This window comes from Paracoccus sp. S4493 (genome assembly GCF_000967735.1).
In the GTDB taxonomy this organism is placed as follows: Bacteria; Pseudomonadota; Alphaproteobacteria; order Rhodobacterales; family Rhodobacteraceae; genus Paracoccus; species Paracoccus marcusii.
Genome location: NZ_JXYF01000306.1, coordinates 1 through 520 on the forward strand (window position 1 = coordinate 1; position 520 = coordinate 520).

A 520-nucleotide genomic window follows, 5' to 3' on the forward strand; every position below is an offset into this window, starting at 1 on the left:
CGCGGCCATGCTGGGCGCGGTCGCGGGCGGGGTGTTCCCCGACCTGGCATCGGCCATGCCCGCCATGTCGCGCGTCCTGACCACCCATCATCCCGACCCCGACAGCCAGCGGCTGCACGCCGCGCGCCATCGGGCCTTCCTGACGCTTCAGGCCACCGCCCGCGACCTGCGCGGCGACATCGACGCCGCATTGAGAGGAGACCACGATGCCCTTCACGGATAGATCCGTCATCATCACCGGCGCAGGCAAGGGCATCGGCCGGGCCACCGCCATCCTGCTGGCCGAACGCGGCGCGCGGGTCACGGCCATCAGCCGCACGCAATCCGATCTGGACAGCCTGGACGCCCGGGCCATCGTGGCCGACCTGTCCGACCCCGCGGCCGCGCGTGATGCCATGGGCCGGGCCGGGACCTGCGACTTCCTGGTCAACTGCGCCGGCACCAACGTGCTGGAGGGGCTGCTGGATCTGACCGACGCGGGCTATGACACGGTGATGGACATCAACCTGCGCAGCGCGTT

The 520-nt window shown here is 71.2% G+C and carries 1 protein-coding gene and 1 pseudogene; both read left to right on the forward strand.

Annotated elements, in window-relative coordinates; translation table 11 throughout:
- Positions 1 to 223: pseudogene (locus tag TW83_RS21370) on the forward strand (ribulokinase); the annotation flags it as partial.
- Positions 207 to 520, forward strand: a 314-nt coding sequence (locus TW83_RS17340; RefSeq protein WP_045984038.1) for an SDR family NAD(P)-dependent oxidoreductase, incomplete at its 3' end; no start/stop codon positions are given. The pseudogene TW83_RS21370 and the gene TW83_RS17340, both read left to right, overlap by 17 nt.